The organism is Kitasatospora sp. NPDC015120 (assembly GCF_043080305.1).
Lineage (GTDB): Bacteria > Actinomycetota > Actinomycetes > Streptomycetales > Streptomycetaceae > Kitasatospora.
Genome location: NZ_JBIBVJ010000018.1, coordinates 1 through 23,393 on the forward strand (window position 1 = coordinate 1; position 23,393 = coordinate 23,393).

At 73.8% G+C, this 23,393-nt stretch carries 18 protein-coding genes; 6 read left to right on the forward strand and 12 right to left on the reverse strand.

Going from position 1 to position 23,393, the window contains the following annotated elements; all coding sequences use genetic code 11:
* Positions 1-259: 259 nt before the first annotated feature.
* A complete protein-coding gene (locus ACF1AK_RS28870) occupies positions 260-694 on the forward strand; it encodes a hypothetical protein (protein WP_391501763.1) in 435 nt (144 codons plus the stop codon).
* Positions 695-768: 74 nt separating this feature from the next.
* Here the strand turns inward: ACF1AK_RS28870 and ACF1AK_RS28875 are convergent, their stop codons facing one another.
* Both ACF1AK_RS28875 and ACF1AK_RS28880 read right to left on the reverse strand, forming a co-directional pair.
* A complete protein-coding gene (locus ACF1AK_RS28875; RefSeq protein WP_391501764.1) occupies positions 769-1,731 on the reverse strand; it encodes an electron transfer flavoprotein subunit alpha/FixB family protein in 963 nt (320 codons plus the stop codon).
* 86 nt (positions 1,732-1,817) lie between these two features.
* Positions 1,818-2,603 (reverse strand): electron transfer flavoprotein subunit beta/FixA family protein, encoded by a 786-nt coding sequence (locus tag ACF1AK_RS28880; protein ID WP_391501765.1) that lies wholly within the window; start codon positions 2,601-2,603, stop codon positions 1,818-1,820.
* A gap of 359 nt (positions 2,604-2,962) precedes the next feature.
* On the opposite strand from ACF1AK_RS28880, the gene ACF1AK_RS28885 reads away from it, so the two are divergent.
* Both ACF1AK_RS28885 and ACF1AK_RS28890 read left to right on the forward strand, forming a co-directional pair.
* Entirely contained in the window at positions 2,963-4,318 is a 1,356-nt protein-coding gene (locus tag ACF1AK_RS28885; RefSeq protein WP_391501766.1) for a hypothetical protein, read from the forward strand.
* Positions 4,315-4,863: a hypothetical protein gene (locus ACF1AK_RS28890; RefSeq protein WP_391501767.1), complete on the forward strand. Its 549-nt coding sequence runs from the start codon at positions 4,315-4,317 to the stop codon at positions 4,861-4,863. The genes ACF1AK_RS28885 and ACF1AK_RS28890 overlap by 4 nt, the downstream gene beginning before the upstream one ends.
* Positions 4,864-5,246: 383 nt before the next feature.
* On the opposite strand, the gene ACF1AK_RS28895 is transcribed toward ACF1AK_RS28890, so the two are convergent.
* Positions 5,247-7,445 carry an ATP-binding protein gene (locus ACF1AK_RS28895; RefSeq protein WP_391501768.1) on the reverse strand — a complete coding sequence of 733 codons (2,199 nt, stop codon included), beginning with the start codon at positions 7,443-7,445 and terminating at the stop codon, positions 5,247-5,249.
* 256 nt (positions 7,446-7,701) lie between these two features.
* Here ACF1AK_RS28895 and ACF1AK_RS28900 point away from each other — a divergent pair, with 256 nt between their 5' ends.
* Positions 7,702-10,785: a BTAD domain-containing putative transcriptional regulator gene (locus ACF1AK_RS28900; protein WP_391501769.1), complete on the forward strand. Its 3,084-nt coding sequence runs from the start codon at positions 7,702-7,704 to the stop codon at positions 10,783-10,785.
* A gap of 280 nt (positions 10,786-11,065) precedes the next feature.
* Here the strand turns inward: ACF1AK_RS28900 and ACF1AK_RS28905 are convergent, their stop codons facing one another.
* The 3 genes from ACF1AK_RS28905 to ACF1AK_RS28915 all read right to left on the reverse strand — a co-directional run bounded on the left by ACF1AK_RS28905 (position 11,066) and on the right by ACF1AK_RS28915 (position 14,447).
* Positions 11,066-11,866, reverse strand: a complete 801-nt coding sequence (locus ACF1AK_RS28905) for a family 1 encapsulin nanocompartment shell protein (protein ID WP_391501770.1) — start codon at positions 11,864-11,866, stop codon at positions 11,066-11,068.
* Positions 11,863-12,909, reverse strand: a complete 1,047-nt coding sequence (locus ACF1AK_RS28910) for a Dyp-type peroxidase (protein WP_391501771.1) — start codon at positions 12,907-12,909, stop codon at positions 11,863-11,865. The genes ACF1AK_RS28905 and ACF1AK_RS28910 overlap by 4 nt, the downstream gene beginning before the upstream one ends.
* A gap of 167 nt (positions 12,910-13,076) precedes the next feature.
* A complete protein-coding gene (locus ACF1AK_RS28915) occupies positions 13,077-14,447 on the reverse strand; it encodes an MFS transporter (protein ID WP_391501878.1) in 1,371 nt (456 codons plus the stop codon).
* Between the two features lie 188 nt (positions 14,448-14,635).
* Between ACF1AK_RS28915 and ACF1AK_RS28920 the strand changes: the two genes are divergently transcribed.
* Complete coding sequence (locus ACF1AK_RS28920) at positions 14,636-15,055, forward strand: winged helix-turn-helix transcriptional regulator (protein WP_391501772.1); 420 nt, start codon at positions 14,636-14,638, stop codon at positions 15,053-15,055.
* 72 nt (positions 15,056-15,127) lie between these two features.
* On the opposite strand, the gene ACF1AK_RS28925 is transcribed toward ACF1AK_RS28920, so the two are convergent.
* The 4 genes from ACF1AK_RS28925 to ACF1AK_RS28940 all read right to left on the reverse strand — a co-directional run bounded on the left by ACF1AK_RS28925 (position 15,128) and on the right by ACF1AK_RS28940 (position 18,883).
* Positions 15,128-15,769, reverse strand: coding sequence for an FMN reductase (locus ACF1AK_RS28925; RefSeq protein ID WP_391501773.1), 642 nt, complete (start codon positions 15,767-15,769; stop codon positions 15,128-15,130).
* A complete protein-coding gene (locus tag ACF1AK_RS28930) occupies positions 15,766-16,890 on the reverse strand; it encodes an LLM class flavin-dependent oxidoreductase (RefSeq protein WP_391501774.1) in 1,125 nt (374 codons plus the stop codon). Before ACF1AK_RS28930 ends, ACF1AK_RS28925 begins: the two co-directional genes overlap by 4 nt.
* 44 nt (positions 16,891-16,934) lie before the next feature.
* Positions 16,935-18,161, reverse strand: a complete 1,227-nt coding sequence (locus ACF1AK_RS28935) for an MFS transporter (protein WP_391501775.1) — start codon at positions 18,159-18,161, stop codon at positions 16,935-16,937.
* A 125-nt stretch (positions 18,162-18,286) separates the two neighbouring features.
* Positions 18,287-18,883 (reverse strand): TetR/AcrR family transcriptional regulator, encoded by a 597-nt coding sequence (locus ACF1AK_RS28940; protein ID WP_391501776.1) that lies wholly within the window; start codon positions 18,881-18,883, stop codon positions 18,287-18,289.
* A gap of 149 nt (positions 18,884-19,032) precedes the next feature.
* Between ACF1AK_RS28940 and ACF1AK_RS28945 the strand changes: the two genes are divergently transcribed.
* Complete coding sequence (locus ACF1AK_RS28945) at positions 19,033-19,794, forward strand: PP2C family protein-serine/threonine phosphatase (RefSeq protein ID WP_391501777.1); 762 nt, start codon at positions 19,033-19,035, stop codon at positions 19,792-19,794.
* Positions 19,795-19,878: 84 nt separating this feature from the next.
* Here the strand turns inward: ACF1AK_RS28945 and ACF1AK_RS28950 are convergent, their stop codons facing one another.
* Entirely contained in the window at positions 19,879-22,404 is a 2,526-nt protein-coding gene (locus ACF1AK_RS28950; RefSeq protein ID WP_391501879.1) for a collagenase, read from the reverse strand.
* 336 nt (positions 22,405-22,740) lie between these two features.
* Positions 22,741-23,310, reverse strand: coding sequence for a DoxX family membrane protein (locus ACF1AK_RS28955; protein ID WP_391501778.1), 570 nt, complete (start codon positions 23,308-23,310; stop codon positions 22,741-22,743).
* Positions 23,311-23,393 lie beyond the last annotated feature (83 nt).

Here is a 23,393-nt window from a genome sequence, read left to right on the forward strand (position 1 = left end):
CCGCCGCGAACGGAGCGATCTTCGCCTCCGCCAGCGACCGCACCGCCTCCCGGAGCATCCCGTGCTCCTCGGAGACCCGGAAGAGATCGAAGTCCTGGCTCATGGTGGCCACTCCTGTTTCACGACGTTCACGACGGCACTCAGTACCCTTCATTATGCACGCGCACGACAAAAAGGGAACTCAGTGCCTTCACAGGATGGTACTGAGTTCCCTATCCTTTTTCCGGCGGTAACGACGAGTTCGCAGGGAGATGACACCGTGGTCCACGCAGCCATCGACGCCGACACCGAGTGCGCGACGCTGTACTTCCAGCGCTGCGCCTGGTGCCACAACCCGACCTTCCAGCGGTTGCTCTGTCCCACCTGCGGCTCCACCGATCTGCGGCTGGAGCGCAGCGAGGGCACCGGAGTGGTACGGCGCTGCGCCGTCGAGCAGGCCCGTACACCGCTGGCCCGGCAGAAGTCGCTGATCCGGATGGCCGAGGGGTTCGACGTCTGGTGCATCGTCAACGGCCTGCGCTCCACGGTGCCGGTGGGCACCCGGGTGCGGCTCACCGCCGCGGCCGGCTCCGAGCAGCCGGAGCTGACGGTGCTGTCGCCGCAGGAGCCGGAGCGGGCGCTGCCCGCCGAGCCGCGGCCGCTGCCGCCGGCCCAGGGCGGGTTCACCCAGCACCTGGCGGCCTTCGCGGAGTAGCCGGGGCCCACCGGAAAGGGCGTGGCACCGAGTACCCGGGGTACTCGGTGCCACGCCCTTCGGTGTCCGGACGATCAGGCCTTGCGGGCCTTGACCTCGGCGGTGAGCTGCGGCAGCACCTCGAAGAGGTCGCCGACGACGCCGTAGTCGACGAGCTCGAAGATCGGGGCCTCGGGGTCCTTGTTGACGGCCACGATGGTCTTCGAGGTCTGCATGCCGGCCCGGTGCTGGATCGCGCCGGAGATGCCGTTGGCGATGTACAGCTGCGGGGAGACCTGCTTGCCGGTCTGGCCGACCTGGCTGCTGTGCGGGTACCAGCCGGCGTCCACGGCGGCGCGCGAGGCGCCGACGGCCGCGCCCAGGGCGTCGGCCAGCTCCTCGACGACGCCGAAGCCCTCGGCGGCGCCGACGCCGCGGCCGCCGGAGACCACGATCGCGGCCTCGGTCAGCTCGGGGCGGCCGGTGGAGACCCGCGGGGTGCGCGAGACGACCGTGGCGGCGTTGCCGGTGAACGCCACGGTGACGTCCTCCACCGCGCCGGCGGCCGGGGCGGCCTCCGGGGCGACGGCGTTCGGCTTGACCGCGATGACCGGCACGCCGTTGCTGACGCGGGAGTCGACGGTGTAGGAGGCCGCGAAGACGGACTGGGTGGCGACCGGGCCGCCGTCGCCGGCGCGCAGGTCGACGGCGTCGGTGATGACGCCGGACCCCAGGCGCAGGGCGACGCGGGCGGCGATCTCCTTGCCCTCGCCGGAGGAGGTGACCAGCACCGCGGCCGGCTCCGCGGACGTGGCGATCTGGGCCAGCGCGTCGACCTTGGGGACGACCAGCTGGTCGGTGAACTCGGGGGCGTCGGCGACGTACACCTTCGCGGCGCCGTACTCGGCGGCCTTGGCGGCCAGCTCGGCGGCCTTGTCGCCGGCGCCGAGGACGACGGCGGACGGCTCGCCGATGCGGCGGGCCAGGGTCAGCAGCTCCAGGGCCGGCTTGCGGACCGCGCCGTCGGCGTGGTCGACCAGGACGAGGATCTCAGCCATGTGCTCGATGTCTCCGTGATTCGGGGGGCAGCAGGGGTGGCGGGTGACACGCACGGGGGCACGTCACCTGCGGGATGACCGGATGACTAGATGAACTTCTGGCCGGCGAGGAATCCGGCGAGCGCCTTGCCGCCCTCGCCCTCGTCCTTGACGACCGTGCCCGCGGTGCGCGCCGGACGCGCCGTCACCGACTCCACCGCCGTCCACGCACCCGCCAGACCGACCTGCGCCGCCTCGATGCCCAGGTCGTCCAGGTCCAGGGACTCCACCGGCTTCTTCTTCGCCGCCATGATCCCCTTGAACGACGGGTACCGGGCCTCCCCCGACTGGTCCGTCACCGACACCACCGCCGGCAGCGCCGCCTCCACCAGCTCCGTCGCCGCGTCACCGTCCCGACGGCCCCGGACCACACCGCCCTCGACCGACACCTCCGACAGCAGCGTCACCTGCGGCACACCCAGCCGCTCCGCCAGCAGCGCCGGCAGCACCCCCATCGTCCCGTCCGTCGACGCCATCCCACCGATCACCAGATCGAACCCGGTCCGCTCCAGCGCCTTCGCCAGCACCGCCGACGTCCCGATCACGTCCGAACCGTGGATGTCCTCGTCGTTCACGTGCACGGCCCGGTCCGCACCCATCGACAGCGCCTTGCGCAACGCGTCCTTCGCGTCGTCCGGCCCCACCGTCAGCACCGTCACCTCGGAACCCTCATGGGCCTCCGCGATCCGCAGCGCCTGCTCCACGCCGTACTCGTCCAGCTCCGACAGAAGGCCGTCCACGCCCTCCCGGTCGGTGGTGTGATCGTCCGAGAAACGACGGTCCCCCGTCGCATCCGGCACGTACTTCACACAGACAACGATCCTCAAGCTCATGAGCGGTTCTCCTGGTACGGGTGCACTGGTCGGATGCACTGGTCCACGGCCTCGGCCGCGTCGAGGGTACTGAGTGCCAGATCGGCCCTCGGCGGATCCGGCCCGTCGGCTCTCCTCGACAGCCTACGAGGCTCTCCGGAGAGAATACGGCACTCAGTACCCCTCGTAAAGGAACTCAGTACCCTTCGCGGCCTTCCGGGCGCCACGGGACGGGCCGCGGCGGGCCGGGACGGCGGGCCGCAAGGTTTGTGCAAGACCGGCCAGGAGCCCTCATGGAATCCGCCAGACCGCCCGGGCACACACCCGCCGGGGCCGCCGAGACCCGGGGCCCCGGTCCGGGATCAAGGAGGGGGAACGACATGACCTTGGTGCACGGGGAAGTCGACGAAGTCAACCACGGGGAACGGTGCGGTGCGCAGCAGCAGCCGCCGCAGGAGCACCACGACCGGGCGGACGCCCACGACCGGGCGGAAGGACCGGACGGGGCGGCGGACGGGGGCGCGGCGCGCCGCACGCGGCCCTGGGCCACGCTCACCGACTGCAAGGAGGTGCTGGTCGTCGTCCACTCGATGGTCTACGGCCAGCGGCTGCACGACATCTATCCGCTGCTCGCCGCCGACCTGCGGGTGCACGTCCAGTTCACGGTGCCGCCGCACGCGTTCAACGGGGGCGCGGCGGCCCACGTCCGACGGCTCGGGGGCACGGTGCTGCCGTGGGCCGAGGCCGTCCGGCGGGAGTTCGACCTGGTGCTGGCCGCCGGCTCGCAGGGCCTGGAGCAGCTGCGCGGCCCGCTCGTCCGGCTGCCGCACGGGGCCGGACACATCAAACTGGCGCCGGCCGGCCCCGGAGCCGGGCGCACGGTGGCCGGGCTGGGGCCCGAGTACGTCGTGTGGCACGGGCGGCTGGTGCCCACCGCGCTGGCGCTCGCCCACGAGGACGACCGCGCCGAACTCGCCCGCGGCTGCCCGGAGGCACTGCCGATCGCCGAGGTGGTCGGCGACGGCTGCTACGACCGGATCGCCGCCGCGCTCCCCGACCGCGAACGGTACCGCGCCGCGCTCGGGCTGCGGCCCGGCGAGCGGCTGGTGCTGGTCTGCTCCACCTGGGGCAGCGGCTCGCTGTTCACCCGGCTCGACGCCGTGCTGCCGCGGCTGGCCGCCGAACTGCCCCGGCACGGCTACCGCACGGCGCTGCTGGTCCACCCCAACGTGGCCGCCGCGCACAGCCCGTGGGCGGTCCGGTCGTGGGCGACGGCCACCGCGCGCGGGGCGGTCACCGTGCTCGCGCCCGAGGAGGACTGGCGCCCGCTGCTCGTCGCCGCCGACTTCGTCATCGGCGACCACGGCTCCGTCACCCTCTACGGCACCATGACCGGCGCACCGATCCTGCTCGCCGAGTACCCGCACCGGGACGTCAACCCGCGCTCACCCGGCGCGCTGCTCGCCCGCACCGCGCCCGCGCTCAGCCCGTCCCACCCGCTCACCGCCCAACTCGGCTACGCCGCCGAGCAGTACCGGCGGGAGGAGTACGCGGCGATCGCGGCCCGGATCAGCTCCCGGCCGGGCGCCTTCGACCGCCGGATGCGGCGGCTGCTCTACCGCGTCCTCGGGCTCGGCGAGCCCGCCCACCTGCCGGAACCGCCCGCGCTGCCGCTGCCCGCACCGCTCTGGGCGGCGGGTGACGGGGCCGGCCGGGCGCCACGGGGGGACGGGTGACCGTGCTGCACACCGTGCGGCTCGCCCCGGCCGACGGCCCGGCGCCGTCGGCCGGGGCGCCCGGCCCGCACGTCGAGGCCCGCATCCACTCCCCCGCCGGGGTCTGCCACGGGCTGCTCGCCACCCGCCCGCCGGCCGGCCGCTCCGGCGGGCCGCTGAGCCGCGTGTTCGTCGACGAGCACCTGGCACTCGACCTCGCCGACCCCGGCGCCGCCCGGTGGCGCCACCACGCCGACGTGCTCCACCTCGGCGCCACCGCCCCCGGCCGGCTCGCCGCCGTCCTGCGGGCCCACCCCGGCTGCGCGGTGGCCACCGCCGACGGGGCGGGCGGCACGCTGCTCGTACTGACCCGCACGGGCGGGCGCCTGACGCTGCGGCCCCGCCCGGGGAGCAGCGGCCCGTCCTCCCCCGCCCAACGGCTGGCCGCCGGCTCCCTCACCCACGCCTGGCTCGCCGCCGGGCGCACCCTCGGCGAACTCACCGCCCTCACCACCTCCGCCTACACCTCCCGCCCACCCTGCCCGGCCTGCTCCCGCGCCACCTGAACCGCCCCGCCACCGGTGCGACGGCAGCCCTGCCGGCCGGCCGCCCGGTCGGGGACGGGCCGCCGGGCGCTGCGCGCGTGGTCCTGGGTCCACGGCGGTGAGGCAGGCGGAACGACGACCCCATCCCGGGATCCGCAAGCCGGCCGGACCACCGAACGCTAAGCGGGCGCCCCCCCGGAGGGTGGGGCAGGCGGGACGGCAACCCCTCCCACCGGCCCCACCCCACACCGGAATCCGCCAACCGCACGAGCCGCCAAACGCTACGCGGGCGCGCCAGGAGTCCCCGGGGGGCGATCGAGGCGGGCCCCGCAGGGCCGCCCCGCTTCGGGGTGACGGCCACCGCCCGCCGGCCTGGGGCCGCCGCTACCGCCGGGTCCCACGGGTCAGGTGGGCGGCAGGGTGGCGAGGGCGGTGGTGAGGCGGGTGGTGTCGGGGGCGGAGAGGGCTTCGTAGCGGGCCAGGGAGGCGCGGTAGTGGGCGGCCGCTTCCGTCAGGTCGCCGCGGGCGCGGGCGAGGTCCCCGGTGAGTTCGAGGACGCGGGCCTCCCAGTGGCGGGCGCCGGCCGCGCGGAACGCCGTGAGGGCCTCGGTGTAGCACCGGGCGGCCTCGGTGTGGGCGCCGAGGGCCGTGTGGGCCTGGCCGAGGATGGCGAGTGCCCGGGCCGCCTCGTACGCGGCGGGGACGGCGACGAGGTCGCGGTGGGCGCCGGTGATGACGGGGACGGCCTCGGCGGGGCGGCCGTCGGCGAGCAGGACCTCGCCGAGCGCGAGGCGGGCGAGCGCGGTGCCGCGGACGTCCCCCCCGGCTTCCCGGAGCCCGGCCGCCGTGTGCAGGCAGTCGGCCGCCTCGGCGAGCCGGCCCGCCGTGCGGTGGGTCTGGCTGAGGCCGTACAGTGCGCCGGCCTCGGCGAGTGGCCGGCCGAGTTCGCGGGCCAGCCGGAGCGCCTCGGCGAACCAGTCGGCGGCCCGCTCCCCCTCGCCCGCGTTGCGCAGGCCGGTGCCGCCCGAGGTGAGCATCCGCAGCAGGCCGTCGGGATCGCCCGCCGTGCGGGCGGCGGTGCGCCCGATCCGGTGGGCGTCGATCCACAGCCGGGCCGGACGCAGCCGCAGGAAGAGCGGCCACATGGCGTCGACGAGCTGCCAGGCGGTGGCGGCCCGGCCGGTGGCGGCGGCCCAGCGGACGGCGTCGGCGAGCCGGCCGGTCTCCGTGTCGAGCCAGCGGACGGCGGCCTGCTCGTCGGTGAACTCCCGGGCGCCCGGCACCGGTTGGGTGGTGTAGTCGCGGCGCAGGGTGCGGTGGCCGGGGCTGAGCAGCGCCTCGGCGGCGGTGGCGGAGGCGAGGTACCAGTCGAGCACGCGGTCGACGGCGGCCCGCCCCTCCGGCCGGTCCCGCACCTCGTCGGCGCGTGCCCGGGCGTGCAGCTTCACCAGGTCGTGGAAGCGGAAGCCGTCCTCCATCTCCTCCAGCAGGTGGACGTCGATGAGCCCGCCGAGCAGCCGGTCGGCCTCCGCCCGTTCCAGGCCGCCGACCGCGCAGACCACGTCGAGGGTGAAGACCGGGAACGGCAGCAGGCCGAGCAGCCGGTACAGCCGCACCGCGTCCGGCCCGAGGACCTCGAAGGACGCGTCCAGGGCGTGTCGCACGGCTTCTCCCTCGACGTCGAGCGCGGCGAGCCCCTGGGACTCCTGGCCGAGTGCCTCGGCGGTGGCGGCGAGCGGGCGGCCGGGGCGGGCGGCGATCCGGGCGGCCGCCAGGCAGACGGCGAGCGGGAGCCGTCCGCAGCGTTCCACCACCAGGGCGGCGGCGCGCTGTTCGCGGGCCACCCGGTCGGCGCCGACGCGCTGGGCGAGCAGTTGCACCGAGGCGTCGTCGGAGAGCACGTCGACCGGCCGGAAGACGGCGCCGTCTATGCCGAGCCCGGTGAGCCGGCGGCGGCTGGTGACGACGACCACCGCGTGTTCCGAGCCGGGCAGCAGCGGGCGGACCTGGGCGGCGGTGGAGGCGTTGTCGAGCAGCACGGCGATCCGGCGGTCGGCGGCGAGCGAGCGCCAGAGCGCGGCGACCTCGGCGAGGCTGCGCGACACCGGCGCGATGCCGAAGGCCCGCAGGAAGCCGCCGAGCGCCTCGGCCGGGTCGGCGGGCCCGCCCGGGGCGTGGCCGCGCAGGTCGGCGTAGAGCTGGCCGTCCGGGAAGCGGCCGGCGAGGCGGCGCAGCCACTGGGCGGCGAGGGCGGTCTTGCCCACCCCGGCCGGGCCGGTGACCACCACGGTGACGTCGGCGGCGCCGCCCGGAGCGTCGTCCAACTCGCGGTCCAGGGCGGCGAGGTCGGCATCGCGGCCGACCAACCGTCTCGGGGTGGGCGGCAGTTGACGCGGTACCGGAAGCGTGGGAGCGGTGGCCGGCGGGGCGGCCTGGCCGTAGACGGTGAGGTGGTGGATCTCCCCGGCCTGGACGACCGAGCCGCCGACCCGGGCACCCGAGACCGAGTTCCGGGTCGCGGTGTGCGCTTCGCGCGGTCCGTGCGGTTCACGCTCTCCGTGCGGCTGATGAACTCCCGCCCCGCCGAACCGATCCTGCCCCACTGGCTCCCCCTACCGGTAGAACGATGGACTGCCGTGACGGGAGCGGCCGATGTGCACGGGCAATCGGCGTCGCGTCCATATCACATGAGGCTCCGTCGGACCGTGTTAAGTGTCAACAATGCCTCGTCGCACAGCGGGAGACGGTATGGATCCGGCCCCCGCAATCGTGGGATGCTCCCTGCGACAGCAAGCTGGTAGCCAACCGGCGGGGGGCGTCACAATGGAGTTCCATCTTCTGGGTCCGATTGAACTTTCGGTGAACGGCGAGTTGTCGGCAATTCGCTCGGACAAGGGCCGGCAGCTGCTGGCCGCCCTGGCACTGGAGGTCGGCCGCCCGCTCAGCCACGAACTGCTGGCCGGCCGGCTGTGGGACGAGGGGCCCCCGCCCAGCGCGGTGGCCAGCATCTACAGCCATGTCTCCCGCATTAGGAGCCAGTTGCGAAAGGCCGTGGCCGCCGAGGGGCTCGACGCCTCCCGCGACGCCCCGGCCATCGATTGCCGATCGCACACATATGCGCTTCGTGCCGATCCCCAATTGATCGACTGGCACCGTTTTGTCGACCTGTCTCTGCGTGCCCGCCAACTCGCCGAGAACGGCGAGGACATCCAGGCCCGTACCGTCCTGGGCCGGGCCGAGGAAATCTGGCGCGGCGAACCGCTCGCGGGTCTGCCCGGCAGCTGGGCGCAGTCCACCCGCACCACGATGGCCGACCAGCGCCTCGCCACCACCCTGCTGCGGATCGAGATCGACCTCCGGCTCGGCCGCTTCGCCGAGGTCGTCCCCGAACTCACCGCCCTGCGCGAGGAGCGGCCCACCGACGAGCGCGTCGCCGCCCACCTGCTGGTCGCCCTGCACGGCGCCGGCCGCCAGGCGGACGCGCTCACCGTCTACCCCACCGTCGTCCGCCGGCTGCGCACCGAACTCGGCACCGGGCCCGGCGAGGCCCTGGTCCGGCTGCACGAGCGGATGCTCGCCGGCGAGCCGCTCACCGGACCGGCCGGTCGCACGACCGCCGCCCGCGCGACCGCCGCCCCGCGCCCCTCCCCCGCCCCGCACGCCGGTGGTCCGCCGCCCGCCCCGGCGGGCCGCCGCCTGATCGGCCGCCGGGAGGACCTCCGCCGTCTGCTCGGTGGCCCCGAGGACGCCGTCGAGCAGGGCGCCGTGGTGGCCGTCTCGGCGATCCTCGGCATGGCCGGCGTCGGCAAGACGACGCTGGCCCTGCACGCCGCCCATCTGATGCGGGGGCGGTTCCCCGAGGGCTACGTCCACCTCAACCTCGGCGCCCACGCCGTCAACCGGAGCCCGCTCGCACCGCAGGCGGTCGCGACCTCGCTGCTGCGCCGGCTGGGGGTGCCGGCCACCACGATCCCGCTCGACAGCGAGGACCTGTTCGCGCTCTGCGCCGAGGTGCTGGCCACCCGCAGGGCGGTCGTCGTGCTCGACGACGCGGCGACCGCCGCCCAGCTGCGACCGCTGCTGCCGACCTCGCCCGCCGCGCTGATCCTCGTCACCAGCCGCCGCCGGCTCGCCGAACTCCCCGGCTCCAGACCGGTCTTCCTGGACATCCTGCCGGTGGACGACGCGGTCGCCCTGTTCACCTCGGTGGTCGGACGGGAGCGTGCCGACGACCGGAGCCGGATCGTCGAGATCGTCGACCGCTGCGGGCTGCTCCCGCTGGCCATCGAGATCGCCGCCAGCCGGTTCAAGGCCCGGCCGTCCTGGACCCTGGACCACCTCGCGCTGCGGCTCTCCCGCAAGACCGGGCGGCTCGCCGAGATCCGGCACGACACCGAGAGCGTCGCCCGCGCCTTCGAGATGTCCTACCGTTCGCTGCCCGCCGAGCAGCAGGAGGCCTTCCGGCTGCTCGGCGCCCACCCCGGGCCGGACATCGGCCTGCACGCGGCGGCGGCGCTGCTCGGCCGCCCGGTCGACGAGACGGACCACCTGCTGGAGGCGCTGCTGCACTGCCACCTGCTGCAGGAGAACGTCCCGGAGCGATATCAACTCCACGATCTTCTCCGGGAATACGCGCTCGCACTGATGAGCGATGAAGGTGCCGAGGAGGAGGCCGGGGCCGCGTTGCGGCGGCTGCTCGGATTCATGCTCCACGCGGCCGACCAGGCGGACCGGCTGCTGTATCCCCGTCGTTCACGCCTCCCTCTCCCGCAGTTTCGCCAATTGCCGGGAATGGAAACGTTGTTGTACGACCTTGACCTCGATTCGCACGAGTCGGCGCGGGACTGGCTGGACACCGAACAGGCCGCCCTGGCGGCGCTCGCCTCGCACGCCCGCACCACCGGCCATCCGGAGACCGCCGCCTGGCTGGCCCACGTGCTGGCCGGCCGGCTGGACGCCCAGGCCTACTGGAGCGAGGCCCACGACCTGCACCAGGCCGCCGCGTCGCACTGGCGTTCGGTGGCGAACGACCGCTGCGAGGCCCGCGCCCTGATCGACCTCGGCGCCACCCTCGCCAACGCCTCCCGCTACCCCGCCGCCTTCGAGGCGCTCGACCGCGGCCTCACCCTCGCCCGCGCCGAACAGGACGCCGACGCCACCGCGGAGGCCCTGAGCCTGCTGGGGAGCCTGCTCTGGCACCGGAGCTCCCTGCCCGAGGCGCTGGCGCACCTGGAGGAGGCCCTGCACATCCGAAGAGAAGGCGGCGACCTCTGGAACACCGCGCGGTGCCTCGCCAACATCGGCACCGTGGAGAATTCCCTGGGAAAGAGAGAAAAAGCGCTCGCCTCCTATGAAGCCGCCCTTCCACTGGCCGTACGGTTCCAGGACCGAACACTCGAATTCCGTATCCGGAACAATCTCGGAGACGTCCATCTGGGAATTCACGACCACCCGGCCGCACGGTGGCACTTCGAACGCGCGCTCACCATCGCCAACGATTCGACCCCGCCCTTCGACCTGGCCGTGGCGCACGCCAACCTGGCGGCCGCCCTCCCGATGCCCGACGAGTTCGACCGGGCCGTCACCCTGTACCGGTCGGCGCTGGCGACGTTCCGCGCCTCCGGGAGCATCCGGCACGAGGCGAACGCCCTCAACAGCCTGGCGGCCGCCCTGCTGGCCACCGGCCGCCCGGCCGAGTCCCGCGACCAGTACGCGATCGCGCGGCAGTTGGCCCACTCGGTCGGCGCGGCGCGGGAGGAGGCGGCCGCCCTGCGCGGACTCGCGGGCTGCGAGCTGGCCCTCGGCGCCGCCGGCCGGGCCGTCACGCTGCTGAGCGAGGCCGTCGCGCTGGCGGACCACATCAAGGCGGCCGACGAGGCCGCACTGGCCCGCGAGGCACTCGCACGGGCCCGCCGTGAGGACGAAGCCTCCGGCGCTAAATAGCGGGCTTATCACTCAGCGCCCTGCGAACTCAAGGCCGATTTGTTCCAGCACGCCTCGGGCTGATTTACTGATCGCGTTCCAGAACGACTTGGCGCCTAGCGCAGGAATGTGCGGTCAGACGTGTTCAAGATCATTACTGCAACTGCTCTTTCACTCTCCCTCGGCATCGGTTTCGGCGGGGCCTCCATTTGGGACATCGCCATCTGGTGTTGACACGGCCGAACACGACGGGGCCGGTGCGGTTCGCACCGGCCCCGTTCGCGTCCGGGGTGCCGGGGTGTCAGGCCGTGGCGAGGGGGACGGCGGCCTCGGGGGTGAGGACGCGGGCCGTGAAGGTCTCGGTCAGGTACAGATTGACGGTGTCGGCGGTGTGGGAGAGGTAGCCGACGCTGACGTCCTGGCCGAGCTGGAGTTCGAAGTCGCCGCCGCGGGTGGACAGGAGCAGGGCGCCCTCGATGGCGGGGGCCCAGATGAGTTCGCCGTCGAGGAGACGGGCGATGTGGCTGGCGACGGGGTAGCCGTGGTCGGAGGTCTCGTTGACCGCGGTGTAGGCGTCGGCGCCCAGCAGGAGCGCGTAGGGGCCGCCGACGCCGGCCAGGCGGAGGGTGGTGAGGGCCCTGCTCACGGCCTCGGGGTACTCGCGGACATCGGTGGGGAGCGGGACGGCGGGGTTGGTGGCGGCGGCGCGGATGCCCTCGATGCCGGCGGCGGGGTAGCCGTCGAAGACGGCGCGGTCCTCGGTGAGGGCGAGGCTGCGGGCGGCGTCCTTCACGGGCTGCCAGTCGGAGTCCCGGGAGCCGCGTTCGACGTCGTCCACGGCGGAGCGGTCGACCGGGAAGGGCACCCGGAGTTCGACGAGCGGCCGCACCTCGCGGGCGTGGGCCTGGACGCCGGGGTTGGGCGGTTCGATGGCGGTGAGGTGGCCGGTGCCGACCGCCGCGAGGGCGGGGCCGTCGGGGCCGTTCAGGTCGACGACGCGACGGCCGGCGAGGTGGAGCTTGAAGGTCTGCCGGGCCTCCTCCTCGATCTCCGCCCAGGCCGCGGCGGAGACGGGAGCGAGCTCGCGGTGCAGGTTGTTCATGACGCGGGGGTGCCTTTCAGGCTGCCGATGGCGAGGGAGCCGTCGGGGACGGCGGCGGAGGGGGCGGCGGACGGGACGGGGGCGGGGACGGGCGCGGGGACGGCGGCCGGGACGGCGGCCGGCGCGGGCGGCGGGTCGTCCAGGAACTCGGCCGTCGGGACGTGGAACAGGGTGCCGGTGGCCGCCGTCGAGAAGTCGAGCAGCCGGTCGTGGGCGCCGGGCGGGCGGCCGACGAACATGTTCTCCAGCATCTCCTCGGTCACCTCCGGGGTGCGCGAGTAGCCGATGAAGTACGTCCCGAACTCCCCGCCGCCGGCGAAGGAGCCGAACGCCATGTTGAACCGCATGATCTGCCGTTCCTCGCCGTCCGGGCCGGTGACGCTGGTCAGCGCGACGTGCGAGTCGGCGGGCTTCACGTCGTCGGCGAGCTCGATGTCGGTGAGCTTGGTGCGGCCGACCGCGCGTTCCTGCGCCTCGACGGGGAGGCGGTTCCAGGCGTCCAGGTCGTGCAGGTACTTCTGGACGATCACATAGCTGCCGCCCGCGAACCGCGGGTCCTCCTCACCGATCAGCACGGCGGCGTCGGCGGCCCGGCCCTCGGGGTTCTCGGTGCCGTCGACGAAGCCGAGCAGGTCGCGGTCGTCGAAGTAGCGGAAGCCGTGCACGGCGTCGACCACGGTGGCGCCGCCGGCCAGACGGTTGGTGAGCTGGCCGGCGAGTTCGAAACAGAGGTCCATCCGGGCGGCGCGCAGGTGGAACAGCAGGTCGCCGGGGGTAGCCGGGGCGTGGTGGCGGGCGCCGGCGATCTCCCGGAAGGGGTGCAGTCCGGCCGGGCGGGGGCCGTCGAAGAGCCGGTCCCAGGCGTCCGAGCCGATGCCGGTGACACAGGTGAGCCCGGCGTCGGGGGCGCGGAAGCCGACCGCGCGGCGCAGGCCCGCCAGATCGGGCAGCAGCGCCCGGACGGTGGGCTCTCCGCCGGGGTCGACGGTGAGGACGAGGAAGATCGCGGCGGTGGTGAGCGGGGTGAGGACGGGCTGCGGCATCGGCGGACTCCGGTCTCCGGGGTCTGATCATCCGTACGATTACACCCCGGACCGGACATTTCGGCGCGGTCGACGGGCCGGGCAGGGGAGGCGGGTGGACACCGGACGGCCCCTCACCGGCCGGGACCGGCGAGGGGCTCGGGGCTCGGGAGAGGCCCGGACGGGTGTCAGACGGACCTGCGGCCGCGAAGGCCGAGGGCGGTGACCAGCGCGCCGAGGGCGACCGCCGCGACCGGGATCACCAGCGCGGCCCGGAAGCCGTCCAGCCCGGACCCCCCGCCGCCGGTGACGGCCAGGTGGACGGCGGTGACCGCGGAGAGGCCGAGCGCCGCGCCGAACTGGAAGGCGGTGTTGAGCAGCCCGCCGGCCAGCCCCTGCTCCTCCTCGGCGACGCCGTCGGTGGCGGCGATGGTCAGCGGCCCGTAGGCGAGGGCGAAGGCCAGGCCGGTGAGGATCATGGTCGGGAACATCATCGGATAGCTCCAGTCCGGGCCGACCGGGAGGAACAGCGCGTAGGACAGCGTCGCCAGGCCGAAGCCGCCGAGGATCACCCGGACGACGCCGAACCGCTCCACCAGCCGGGGGGTGAGGGTCGGCGCGAGCACCGCGTCCACCCCGACGGCCAGCAGGGCGAGACCGGTCTGCAGCGGGGTCCAGCCGCGCAGGTCCTGGAGGTAGAGGGTGACGGTGAACTGGAAGCCGAAGAAGGAGCCGGCGAACAGCAGCGCGCCGAGGTTGGCGCGCAGCAGCGGGCCGGAGCGCAGCAGGCCGAGGCGGACCAGCGGGGCGGCGGAGCGCCGTTCGACGGCGACGAAGACGGCCAGCAGGGCCAGTCCCCCGGCCGCCTCGGCGAGGGTCGGGGCGGCGGTGGCGTCCGGTTCGCCGATCCGCACCACGGTGTGGACCAGCAGCAGCACGGCGCCGGTGAGGGTGGCGGCGCCGGCCAGGTCGAAGCGCTCGCCGGGGCGGCGGGCGGCCGGCCGGTCGCGCGGGAGCAGCGGCAGGGCGGCGAGCAGCAGGGCGCCGGCGAGCAGGACCGGGGCGAAGAAGACCCAGCGCCAGCTGATCGCGGTCAGCAGGCCGCCGGCCACCAGGCCGAGCGAGAAGCCGGCGGCGGCGGTGCCCGCGTAGAGGAGCAGGGCGCGGTTGCGGCGGGGGCCCTCGGCGAAGGCGGTGGTGATGATCGCCAGGCCGGCGGGGGTCATGAAGGCGGCCGCGAGGCCGGTGGCGAAGCGGGCCAGGATGAGCACCCAGGGGGCGCCGGCGAGGCCGCCGGCGCCGGAGAAGAGGACGAAGACGGTGAGCCAGAACAGGAAGGTGCGGCGCCGTCCGAGCAGGTCGGCGGTGCGGCCGCCGAGCAGCATGAAGCCGCCGTAGCCGAGCACGTAGGCGCTCAGCACCCAGCTGAGCGAGCCGGTGTCCATGCCGAGGTCGGCACGGATCGAGGGGAGCGCCACGTTGAGCATCGCGACGTCGATGCCCTCCAGGAAGATCGCGCCGCACAGGACGAGGAGGACGGCGCTCTCGCGGCCGGTCAATCGGGCGGAGGGGGGCGGTGCGGCGGGTGCGGGGGCGGGTGTGCCGGTTGCGGGCACGGCTGAGGACGCGGACACGGAGGTCTCCTGGGAGTGCGTGGGAAGGCGGGGATTCCGGACCGGGCGGTTCTCCGTCGTCCAGTCGGTTCCCTCTTGTAACCACCAGCCATCCTGAGGCAGCATCAGGGACCATGGAAGAAGGCACTGTGAAGTCACCGACGCACTGCACGGTTACCGAGGACGACTACGACGTGCTCCAGTGGGACACCCGGGAGGACTGCGAGGTGCGGCAGATCCTCGACCGGATCGCCGACAAGTGGTCGCTGCTGGTGATCGCACTGCTGGACCGCGGCTCGCTGCGCTTCACCGAGCTGCGGCGGGAGATCGACGGGGTCAGCCAGCGGATGCTGACCGTCACGCTGCGGCAGCTGGAACGGGACGGCCTGGTCGAGCGGACGGTGCACCCGGTCGTGCCGCCCCGGGTGGACTACGCGCTGACCCCGCTGGGGCGGACGCTGCACGAGACGGTCCGCTCGCTGGTCACCTGGACGGAGACGCACCAGCGCGAGATCGCGGCCGCCCGGGCCTCGTACGACGCGCGCACGGGCTGAGCGCGGGCACGACGAGGGGCGGGCCCGGTTTCCCGGGACCCGCCCCTTCGTGTGGTGCGCGGAGCGCCGCCGTCAGACCCGCAGGGCCGCCAGCTGCTCGGCGAACGGGACCACGCTCTCCGTCTCCTCGGAGCCGCCGTCCGCCGCCGGCCCGTGGGGGGCGCGGCCGGCGAGCAGTCCGGCGAGTTCGCCGGCCGCCCGGTCGATCCGGCCCGGCAGGCCGTCGGTGAGCCGGTCGCCGGTGGTGCCCCAGTCGTCGGTGGCCGCGTAGACCGCGGTCGGGACGACCACCGAGCGCAGGTAGCTGAACAGCGGGCGGACGGCGTGCTCCAGCGCCAGCGAGTGCCGGGGCGTGCCGCCGGTGGCGGCGATCAGCACGGGCTTGCCGCTGAGCACATCGGGGTCGATCACGTCGAAGAACGACTTGAACAGCCCGCTGTAGGAGGCGGTGAAGATCGGCGTCACCGCGATCAGCCCGTCGGCGCGGGTCACCGCCTCGACCGCCTCGCGCAGCGCGGCGCCGGGGAAGCCGGTGACGAAGTTGTGCGCGATGTCGGTGGCGAGGTCGCGCAGTTCGATCACCGTCACCTCCACCTCCCGCCCGTCGAGGGCGAGCCGGCGGACCGTCGCCTCGGCCAGCCGGTCCGCGAGCAGCCGCGTCGAGGACGGCTTGCTCAGGCCGGCGCTGACCACCGCCAGTCGGTACGCGGTCACTTGGCCACCTCCACGTTCTCCTCGGTGTTCTGCTCCTGCTCCCGGCGGGCGCGGTCGGCCGCGACCAGCGAGGCGTGCGTCGGCGCGTCCGGGACGCCGGCCGGGCGGCCCTTGGCGAACTCCTCGCGCAGCACCGGCACGACCTCCTCGCCGAGCAGGTCCAGCTGCTCCAGCACGGTCTTCAGCGGCAGGCCGGCGTGGTCCATCAGGAACAGCTGGCGCTGGTAGTCGCCGAAGGTCTCGCGGAAGGCCAGGGTCTTCTCGATGACCTCCTGCGGGCTGCCGACGGTGAGCGGGGTCTGCTCGGTGAACTCCTCCAGCGACGGCCCGTGTCCGTACACCGGCGCGTTGTCGAAGTACGGGCGGAACTCGCGCACCGCGTCCTGCGAGTTCCTGCGCATGAACACCTGCCCGCCGAGGCCGACGACGGCCTGCTCGGGGGTGCCGTGCCCGTAGTGGGCGTAGCGCTCGCGGTAGAGGTTGATCAGCTTCCGGAAGTGCTCCTTGGGCCAGAAGATGTTGTTCGCGAAGAAGCCGTCACCGTAGTAGGCGGCCTGCTCGGCGATCTCCGGGCTGCGAATGGAACCGTGCCAGACGAACGGCGGGACGCCGTCGAGCGGGCGCGGGGTGGCCGTGAAGGACTGCAGCGGGGTGCGGAAACGGCCCGACCAGTCGACCACGTCCTCGCGCCACAGCTGGTGCAGCAGCGCGTAGTTCTCGATCGCGAGCGGGATGCCCTGGCGGATGTCCTTGCCGAACCACGGGTAGACCGGGCCGGTGTTGCCGCGGCCCATCATGAGGTCCACCCGGCCGTCCGCGAGGTGCTGGAGCACCGCGTAGTCCTCGGCGATCTTCACCGGGTCGTTGGTGGTGATCAGCGTGGTCGAGGTGGAGAGGATGATGCGCTCGGTCTGGGCCGCGATGTAGCCGAGCAGGGTGGTCGGCGAGGACGGCACGAACGGCGGGTTGTGGTGCTCGCCGGTCGCGAAGACGTCCAGGCCGACCTCCTCCGCCTTGCGGGCGATGGCCACGGTGGCCTTGATCCGCTCATGCTCGGTCGGGGTGCGGCCGGTGGTCGGGTCGGGGGTGACATCGCCGACGGTGAAGATTCCGAACTGCATGTTGCTCACCACGCTCCAGGCTGAATCCCGCTGGGAAACCCGGCTCAGGATCCGATCGTCAAAGTTTCAACCACTTTAGCATCCGCCCCCCGGGTGTTATTCCCCCCAGCGTCCGGGCCCTGGTCCGAGACCGCACTACGGCCCCGCAGGGCGTCCGGGAGCAGGGTCAGCAGGCCCGCGACGGCCAGCGCGACGCCCAGCCAGAGGACGGCCCGCAGGCCCCAGAGGTCGATGGCGACGCCGCCCAGCAGGGAGCTGAGGATGACACCCAGCGTGATGAAGGCGTTGTGGACGGTGTTCACCAGCGGACGGGCGTTGCCGATCCGCTGCACCCGCGAGGCCATCGCCGGGTTCATGGTGACGCCGACCAGGCCGACCCCGAGCAGCAGGCCGACCGCCGGCACCCGGTGCTGGGCGAAGAGCGCGAGGCCGGCCAGGAAGAGGGTGTTCAGCGCCAGGCCGACGGCGAGCACCGGCAGCGCATGGCGGTCGGCGAGCCGGCCGACCACGGTGTTGCCCACCACGGTCGCGGCGCCGTAGGCGACCAGCAGCAGCGGGACGGAGCCGGCCGGGAAGCCGGTGATCCCGGTGAGGACCGGATTGACGTAGCTGAACAGCGAGAAGGTCGCACCGATGATCAGGGTGCTGGTGGCGAAGGCCAGCCAGAGCCGCCCGTTGCGCAGGGCGCCCAGCTCCGCGCGGAGCGAGCCGCCGCCCTCGGCGTGGTCGGCGTCCGGCACCCCGGCGACGGTGGCCAGCGCGACCGCCACGGTGAGCACCGCCACCGCCCAGAACGCCGCCCGCCAGCCGAGGTGCTCGCCGATGACGGTGGCCAGCGGCAGGCCGAGCAGGGTGCCGAGCATCAGGCCGTTCATCAGCACGGCGATCGCCCGGCCGCGCAGCTCGGGGCGGGCCAGCTGGGTGGCCATCGAGATCGAGATGCCGAAGAAGGCCTGGGCGGCGACCCCGCTGATCACCCGGGCCACCAGCATCACCGGGTAGCCGGAGGCGGTCGCGGCGAGCAGGTTGCCGACCAGGAAGACCGCGAACAGCAGCATCAGCGCCCGTTTCTGACGCAGCCTCAGCAGGGCCACGGTGAGGAACGGACCGCCGAAGGACATCGCGACGGAGAAGGCGGTGATCAGGTAGCCGATCTGCGGGACGGTCGCGTCGAGGCCCTGCGCCAGCTGCGGCATCAGCCCGGCGACGGCGAACTCACTGGTCACCATCGCGAAGATGCCGAGGGCGAGGACGTAGACGGCACGTGGCATGGGAGTGCTCCCCCGATAGTTTTGGATTGATCAGTTCAAAATAAGGGCAGGCCAGGGCAGGGGCGGGCCGCGGCGGGCGCGGAGCGGGCCGCGAGCCGCCGGGAGGGACGGGCGGACCCGTCCGGTCAGGGGGTGAGCGCGTCCACGGCGGTGGCGGCCACGGCCTCGACGGCGGCCCGGTCGGCCCCGCCCTTGGCGGCGACCCGCATCCCGGCGATCACCGCGTTCACGAACCGGGCGAGCTCGTCCGGCTCCCGGCGCGCGGCGATCTCGCCGGCCCGCTGGCCGGCGCCGATCGCGGCCGCCAGCGCACCGAGCCGCACCCGCTGGTCGCGCTCCAGCACCGCGGCCGCCTCCGGGTCGCGCCCGGCCAGCTCGACGACGGTGTTCACGGTCAGGCAGCCGATGCTGCGCCCCTGCGGGCGGTTCTCGAACTCCCCGTCGACGACCCGCGCCAGCAGGATCCGGATCCGCTCCAGCGGGGGCAGGTCCGGGTCCTCCAGCAGCGCCACCTGCGGAACGGTCATCAGCGCGTTGTAGCGGTCCAGCGAGCGCCGGAACAGGTCGCGCTTGCTGCTGAACGTGTTGTAGATGCTGCTCCGCCCGAGGCCGGTCGCCTCGCAGAGGTCCTGGGTGGAGGTGGCCTCGTAGCCGTTCGCCCAGAACGCCCGCATCGCCGCGTCCAGCGCCCGGTCCTCGTCGAAGGTGCGCGGTCTCGCCATGGCAGCACCGTAGCTGTTTTGGACCGCCCAGTGCAATACCGGCCCGGCGCCCCGCTCCCCCGGCCGGCGGAGCGGTGGCGCGCGACAATGGGAGGAGCCGGGAGGAACCGGGAGCGGCCTGCCGGAGCACCCCGAAGGGCGGCGAACCGATGGCGGCGTACATCGCGGTGAGCGCGCTGAGCCACGAGGGCCTGGTGCGCGCGCAGAACGAGGACAGCCTCGTCGCCGGGCCGTGGACGCTCTGCGCGACCGTCACCACCAACCCGCAGACCCTGCTCTTCCCGCTCGGCCCGCCCTGTCCGGTCGCGGTCGCCGACGGACTCGGCGGCCACCCCGGCGGCGAGGTCGCCAGCGCCCTGGTCGCCCGGCGGCTGGCGGCGGCCGGGCCCGGGCTCGACGGCGAGGAGAGCGTCCGGGACGCCCTGCAGACCTGCAACCGGGACGTCTACGCGGCCGCCGGCGGCGATCCCGGGCTGGCCGCGATGGGCACGACGGTGGCCGGCCTGGTGCTGCTGGAGGACCGCGTCGTGGTCTTCAACATCGGCGACAGCCGGGTCTACCGGATCGGCGACGGCGCCCTGCACCGGGTCAGCGTGGACGACAGCCCGCCGCTGCCGCCCGGGCGGCGCACCACATCGGTGGTCACCCAGACCCTGGGCGGCTCGCTCGGGCTGACCTTCGTCGAGCCGCACGTCCGCAGCGCCCCGCTGGCCGCCGGCGACCGCTACCTGGTGTGCAGCGACGGGCTGACCGACCCGGTGCCGGAGGAGGAACTCGCGGTGCTGCTCGACCGTCCGCCGGCGGAGGACGAACGGGCCGACGGGCGGGCGGTGTTCGAGCTCTGGAAGGCCGCGATCGAGGCCGGCGGGCCGGACAACATCACGCTCGCGCTGGTGCGGGTCGGGCAGTAGCCGCCCGCGGCGCGGCAGGGCCCGGCGGCGCGGTGCGCCGCCGGGCCCCCTCGGTCCGGGCCGGGGCCGGCCACGGCTCCTCGGTCAGTACTCGGCCTTGATGCTCGCGCCGGAGAAGCCCTGCTGGGCGTAGAGGCTCAGGAAGACGTAGCCGGCCGGCGGGTTGGTGATGGTCAGGGTCTCGGTGTTGCCCGCGTCGGCGGACCTGGCGGTGTAGGAGCCGGTGTAGGCCCAGCCCCGGTCGTTGAAGTAGAGGTCGGCGTTGCCGGTGCCGCCCGTGCTGGTGAGGCGCAGCTGCGTCACCCCGGCCGGGAGGTACAGGTAGAAGTGCGCGTAGTTGCCGGTGGTCGCCGCCAGGTCGGCGCGCCCGCAGTTGCGGTCCAGCTGACGGGGGTCGGCGCCGGTGCACTGGACCGGGCCCGGGCCGCCGACGGTGACGTCCTGGCGGGTGCTCGCGGTGGCGCCCTTGTCGTCGGTCACCGTGAGCGTCACGGTGAAGGTGCCGGCCCGGGTGTACGTCGTGGCCGGGTTGGCCGCGGTGCTGGTGGTGCCGTCGCCGAAGTCCCAGGCGCGGGAGGCGATCGTGCCGTCCGGGTCGGTCGAGCGGTCGGTGAAGGTGACCGACTGCCCGGAGACCGCGGCGGTGAAGGCCGCGGTGGGCGCCCGGTTGCCGGGCGGGTTGGTGTCGCCGCCGCAGGCCCCGGCGGCGCAGGCGGTCAGCCAGCGGTCGAAGTCGGCGTCGTAGCGGGTGCCGATGGTGGTCTTCAGGATGGTGCGGGCGCCGGCCCAGTCACCGGCGCGGTACTTGGCGAGCACGGCGTCCAGGTCGGCGCGGTGCTGCTCCAGCATGTAGCGGACGGCCAGGTAGCCCCAGCGGTAGACGCGCTCCTGGTCGCCGTAGGCGGTGTCGAAGAGCTCGGAGAGCCGGTAGGTGTGCAGGCCGGCGGCGGTGACCGCCGCGTTGTAGGTCTCCTTGCGGTACGAGTAGGAGACGTACTCGGCGAACCCCTCGACCCACCAGATGGTCGGGGTGCTCATGCCGGCGTCGAAGTCGCCGTACATGTCGAACCGGCCGTCGAGGTAGTGGGTGTACTCGTGGTTGAGGTTCCAGATCTGGAAGTCCGGCGTCCAGTCGGCCTCGTAGGCGAGGAAGCGCGGCTGGTTGCCGGGCTCGTCCGGCTTGCCCTCCAGGTACATGCCGCCGTTGTTGGTGTCGATGCCGTAGATGCCGGCGGCGAACACCGCGTAGTCGAAGCGGGTGTGGAAGACCACGACCTCGATCGTGGTGTTCCGGTCGTCGGCGACCGGGCCGTTGTCCTTGGCCACCGCGTGGAAGAAGGCGTCCTGGCCGTTGAGACTGGAGCAGGTGGTGCCCAGCTGGCCGGCGTCCAGCTTCTGGGCGAGCACGCGGATGCTCGGGCTGCAGCTGTGGTCGACGGTCAGCACGGCCGACCGCAGCCGGGCGGGAGCGTCACAGGTGCCGTAGTAGGCGCAGTTGCCGCTGTCGTAGGCGTCGCCCATCTCCGCGGCGGCGGCCCACTGGTAGGAGGTGCGGTCGCCCGGCGAGGACCGCTCGGCCAGCCCCTTCACCAGCGGGCGGACCCTGGGCCGGAGCGGCTCGTACTGCAGGAAGCGGCCCAGCTCGCGGGTCGCGTTGTAGACCAGGAAGGTGTAGTCGCCGCCGAGCAGGGCGCCGTTGGCGGTGGCGAAGGCGGAGAGCGCGTCGAGCACGCCGGGGTCGGCCTGCACCGCCTCGACGAAGCCCTTCGTCTGGTGGCCTCGCCACAGCACGGTGAACACGCTGTTGAGCGCGTTGCCCATGTTCACCGGGTTGTGGGTGGCGGCGTCGTACGCGCCGAGCAGACGCTTGACCACCGGCAGGTAGCGGACGTTCTCCTGCGCGCTGTCGATGAGGGTGATCGCCTCCCCGAGCGTGCCCGCGTTGGCGGCGGAGACGTCGCGGGAGTGCGCACTGTTGAAGAAGGCGTCCAGTGCGCCGCGGATCGAGGTCTGCAGGGCGGTGCCGTAGGTGCCGACGTCGGACGCGTGGTACCACTGCACGTAGTAGCCGGCCCGCAGGAACAGCACCAGCTGGGCGGTGGAGGCGGAGTTGTCGCCCGGGTAGGTGGCGGCGTTGTCGCGCAGGGCGTCGGCCACGGTAACCATCTGGGACTCGCGGAACGTCCGGTTGGCGTCCCCTCCGGTCAGCAGGAACAGGCTGTTGACGCAGCCCAGGTCGGCCGCCTTGACGGCCTGCACCAGGGCGCCGCCGGTCCGGCCGAAGTCGGGGATGTTGCAGGGCTGTCCGGCGAGGGCCGCGGGGGCTCCCGCGCCGAAGGCCTTGGCCAGTGCGGCCTGCTGCTCCGCCTTGCGCTCCGCCGCCGGCAGGCGTTCGGCGCGCCCGGGGTCGCTGGTCGAGAACGGGGCGCGCTCACGCGGCGACGCCGGCTTCTTCGCGTCGTGGCCGTCCGGCGCGTCACCGATCGCGGGCCGCGGGGCCAGGCCGGCGGGGCCGGCCGAGGTGGCGGGCGAGCCTGCGCCGGGCTGCGGCGAGGCCGGGGCGGGGGCGGCCTGGGCGCGCGGGGCGAACAGGCCGACCGCCACGAACATCACCAGGAAGAACGTCAGCAACCTGGCGACACGGGGGTGTTGGTGCAAGGGACGTGCGGTTCTCACGTGGGGGCCTCCGGGCCTTCGTCGGCCGCGTGGGGGTGCGGCCGGTGGGAGTGGTGAGGACCGTTGCGACGGCGCCGTTGGGGCGGTGGCCGTCGAGCACCGGTGGGGAGTGTGACATGTACAATGGCATGCATCACATGGCGGAGGAAGACCCAGAACCGGCAACTGCCGCTTCCCCACAGGAACTTCACGAAACGACCGCAGACGGCAGGGGCCGCCGGTCGGTCGACCGGCGGCCCCTGCCGTCCGTGACACCGCCGCCGTGGCGGCTCAGTCGCGGACGAGGAGCACCACGCCCGCGGTGACCAGGCCGAGCACGACGGCGGCCGCGCCGTACGACAGCCGGTGCGAGCGCACCACCGGCAGGTAGCGGTCCACGGCGTAGCGGCCGGGGCCGGTCAGCGCCAGCCCCGCCGCGGCGGCGATCAGCAGCAGTTCGTACTCGCTGCCGCCCTTCATGGCGAAGAAGCTGCCGTTCCAGGTGACGGCGAGGGCGTTGAGCATGGTGCCCAGGATCGCGGCGGCCGCCAGCGGGGCCAACAGGCCGACGGCGAGCGCCAGTCCGCCGCCGACCTCGGTGAGGCCGGCCACGACGGCCATGAACGTGGCCGCCGGGTAGCCCTTCGACTCGAAGAACGCGCCGGTGCCGTCGATCCCGCCGCCGCCGAACCAGCCGAAGAGCTTCTGGCTGCCGTGCGCGGCCATGGTCAGGCCGAGGGCCAGGCGCAGCAGCAGGAGGCCGGCGTCGTAGGCGTGCGGGGAGGTGACCGCGGGTCCGGAGTGTCTCCCGGCCGCGACGGGGGTGGTGGGGGCGGTCGTGCTCGGGCTGGTGCTCGGCATGCGCGTCTCCATCGAGAAAAAAGGGGGGTCGTCGATGCTGGCGGACTTGTTCAAATTCGAACCAGCGGGGTGATGCGACCGTA

Excerpts from the sequence above, each read along its gene's own strand:
- ACF1AK_RS28935 (WP_391501775.1), bottom strand. The coding sequence starts at position 18,161 with ATGCCACGTGCCGTCTACGTCCTCGCCCTCGGCATCTTCGCGATGGTG.
- ACF1AK_RS28905 (WP_391501770.1), bottom strand. The coding sequence starts at position 11,866 with ATGAACAACCTGCACCGCGAGCTCGCTCCCGTCTCCGCCGCGGCCTGG.
- ACF1AK_RS28885 (WP_391501766.1), top strand. The coding sequence starts at position 2,963 with ATGACCTTGGTGCACGGGGAAGTCGACGAAGTCAACCACGGGGAACGG.
- ACF1AK_RS28945 (WP_391501777.1), top strand. The coding sequence starts at position 19,033 with ATGGCGGCGTACATCGCGGTGAGCGCGCTGAGCCACGAGGGCCTGGTG.
- ACF1AK_RS28920 (WP_391501772.1), top strand. The coding sequence starts at position 14,636 with ATGGAAGAAGGCACTGTGAAGTCACCGACGCACTGCACGGTTACCGAG.
- ACF1AK_RS28875 (WP_391501764.1), bottom strand. The coding sequence starts at position 1,731 with ATGGCTGAGATCCTCGTCCTGGTCGACCACGCCGACGGCGCGGTCCGC.
- ACF1AK_RS28930 (WP_391501774.1), bottom strand. The coding sequence starts at position 16,890 with ATGCAGTTCGGAATCTTCACCGTCGGCGATGTCACCCCCGACCCGACC.
- ACF1AK_RS28880 (WP_391501765.1), bottom strand. The coding sequence starts at position 2,603 with ATGAGCTTGAGGATCGTTGTCTGTGTGAAGTACGTGCCGGATGCGACG.
- ACF1AK_RS28940 (WP_391501776.1), bottom strand. The coding sequence starts at position 18,883 with ATGGCGAGACCGCGCACCTTCGACGAGGACCGGGCGCTGGACGCGGCG.
- ACF1AK_RS28950 (WP_391501879.1), bottom strand. The coding sequence starts at position 22,404 with ATGTTCGTGGCGGTCGGCCTGTTCGCCCCGCGCGCCCAGGCCGCCCCC.
- ACF1AK_RS28910 (WP_391501771.1), bottom strand. The coding sequence starts at position 12,909 with ATGCCGCAGCCCGTCCTCACCCCGCTCACCACCGCCGCGATCTTCCTC.
- ACF1AK_RS28955 (WP_391501778.1), bottom strand. The coding sequence starts at position 23,310 with ATGCCGAGCACCAGCCCGAGCACGACCGCCCCCACCACCCCCGTCGCG.